Annotated in this window: 3 protein-coding genes; all 3 read right to left on the minus strand. The window is 66.6% G+C overall.

The features are described from left to right. Positions 1-70: 70 nt before the first annotated feature. The gene (locus Q4E95_RS12925) at positions 71-1,084 is read right to left on the minus strand and encodes a YgcG family protein (RefSeq protein WP_303383689.1); all 1,014 of its coding nucleotides are present in this window, start codon (positions 1,082-1,084) and stop codon (positions 71-73) included. Between the two features lie 139 nt (positions 1,085-1,223). Beyond that, a complete protein-coding gene (locus tag Q4E95_RS12930; RefSeq protein WP_303383690.1) occupies positions 1,224-2,114 on the minus strand; it encodes a universal stress protein in 891 nt (296 codons plus the stop codon). 48 nt (positions 2,115-2,162) lie between these two features. Next, the coding region (locus tag Q4E95_RS12935) for a universal stress protein (RefSeq protein ID WP_303383691.1) at positions 2,163-2,285 on the minus strand (123 nt) is incomplete at its 5' end.

Genomic DNA, 2,285 nt, shown 5'->3' on the forward strand with positions numbered 1-2,285 from the left:
CCAATAATGTTGGCCCGTGCGAAGCTGCGCCCCAGATGTCAGGCGCACCCGCGCTCAATGCGAAATCCAGTCAAAAGCTGCCCGAGGCCCCGCCTCCGCTGAAGCCCCCGCCGCCGCCGAAGGACGAGCCGGCCGAACCCGATGAACCACTCGATGCGATCGAGTGGTTGGTGCCGCTGTAGATGGCCGGGTACATGATGTAGAGCGGCAGCCAGCTCTGGAACGTGGAGGCGTACTGCACATCCCGCTCCACCCCGTCCTGGTCCTTGGCTTTGGGCTGCTCCTTGCCCTCCTTGGGCGGTTTGCGGTGATTGGAACGGTACGTGTAGTACCTCTTGCGGACCTTGTCCGAAATCTCCTCGTCCGGGTGCTCGCGCTGATACCGCGCGATCTCACGGTCCGCCTGCTCACGGATCTTCTTCTGGTCCCTGCGCCACCACACGAGCGACCCGAGCACCACGGCCACCACCAGCCCGGCAATGCCGAGGAGCACCGCGGTGACGATGTTCCCCTTGCGCTCGCGGTCCGCGGCGGCCTGGGCCGCAGACTCCGGGTTCGCTTGGCCGTACACCGCATCCACGGTCCGGGTGAAGGCCTGGGCGTACTGTTCATCCCGGAAACCGGGCTCCAGGTGGTCCTCCATGATGACTTCCGCGGTGTCATCCGAGAGCACCTGGCGCGCGCCGTCGGCCACTTCGATGCGCAGCTCTCGCTCATCCATGTCCGCGGCAATCAGCACACCGTTGTTCTTCCCCGCATCACCCACGCCCCACTCGGTGGCGGTTTGGCGGGTGAAGTCCTCGAAATCCCCGTCCACCCCGTCGACGGTCAGGATCGCAACGCGAACGTGGTCGTTCTCCCCGTTGAGCCGGCCGATCTGATCGTTGAGCCGCTGCTCATCAGCGTCGGAGAGGATGTCGGCCTGGTCCAGCACCGCCCCGGAATCCGGACGCGGGGGCACCTGGGCGGCGCGAGCGGCGTCGGCGGACCAAACCACCAACGACACCGCCCCGAGAAGCGCAATGAGGGCGAGAACGACCCAGCGCGGGACGCGGCCGGGACGGGGGCTCGTCAGGGTGAGCATGATGCCTCCTTGGGTGCGACTGACACCACAATAGGCACCGCATAGCGCTCAACGGATCAACCCGCGGCATGAGAACGGCGCCCCGCCGGTGGAAGACGGGACGCCGACGTCGCACGGGGCCTGCCGCGCGCTACGTTGCCTACTTTTCGCGGTTGGGCACGATCATCAGCGGCGACTCGGTGTCTGCGAGCACGGACTGGGAGACCGAGCCCATGAGCAGACCGCGGAATCCGCCGTAACCGCGCGAACCCATGACCAAGAGGTCAGCGGTGCGGGAAGCATCCACCAGGGCATCCGCCGGACGTCCCTGCAGCACGCGGGTCACGATATTCAGATCCGAGTACTTGGCGCGCAATTCCTCGGCGACCTGGTCGGTGAGCTCCTTGGCCGGGGCCAGCAGTTGCTCCTGCACCGCGCGCTCCAACTCGGAGGAGTTCATGGGCAGGTAGCTTGTGGTCGGAACCACGCTGACCACCGCCAGGGTGAGCCCGTGGGCCCGGGCGTAGTCGGCGGCCACGTGCACCGCTTTGTTCTTGGCGCCGAGCTTGTCCACGCCCACCACCACGGCGCCCTCGAAGGACTCGTCCTCGGAACGGGACTCGCGCTGAGCGGGATTCCAGCTCTCGGGCAGGATCACCACGGGCACGGGCGAGTGGGATGCGGTCGCGGCGGAAACGGACCCCACGCGGCCGCGCACGCCGTGACGGCCGCGCTTACCCATGACCACCAGGGAGGAATCCTTGGCTTCGTACACGATCACGCCGGCGGCGTCACCGCGCTCAATGATCCCTTGCACCTGTACACCGGCGTCCTTGGCCTTGGCCACTGCCGCGCGGGTGAGCTTCTCGGATTCTTCCTGCACCGCGTCCAGGAAGGGGCCGTACAGGGACTGATCCACACCCACGGGGCGACCGGTGGAGACCACGATCTTCAGCGGGATCTCCTGAGCTGCGGCTTCCTGGATGGCCCAGTCCAATGCGCGTTCGCTGTAGTCGGAGCCGTCGTATGCCGCCACGATTCGTTGTGACATCTGTTTCGCACCTGTTTCTGTGTGTAGTGATTGGCTGCTGTCTCAGGCTCACTTGCCGTTGGGGACCACCATGACGGGTCCGGCGGTCGCACCGAGCACCGACTGGGAGACCGAACCGAGCAGCAGGCCGGTGAAGCCACCGATGCCGCGTGAGCCGACCACCACGAGGTC

The sequence above is a fragment of the Kocuria sp. genome, assembly GCF_030536815.1.
Classification (GTDB): domain Bacteria; phylum Actinomycetota; class Actinomycetes; order Actinomycetales; family Micrococcaceae; genus Kocuria; species Kocuria gwangalliensis.

Coding starts and splice junctions, on each gene's coding strand:
- Q4E95_RS12925 (WP_303383689.1), bottom strand. CDS start 1,084: ATGCTCACCCTGACGAGCCCCCGTCCCGGCCGCGTCCCGCGCTGGGTC.
- Q4E95_RS12930 (WP_303383690.1), bottom strand. CDS start 2,114: ATGTCACAACGAATCGTGGCGGCATACGACGGCTCCGACTACAGCGAA.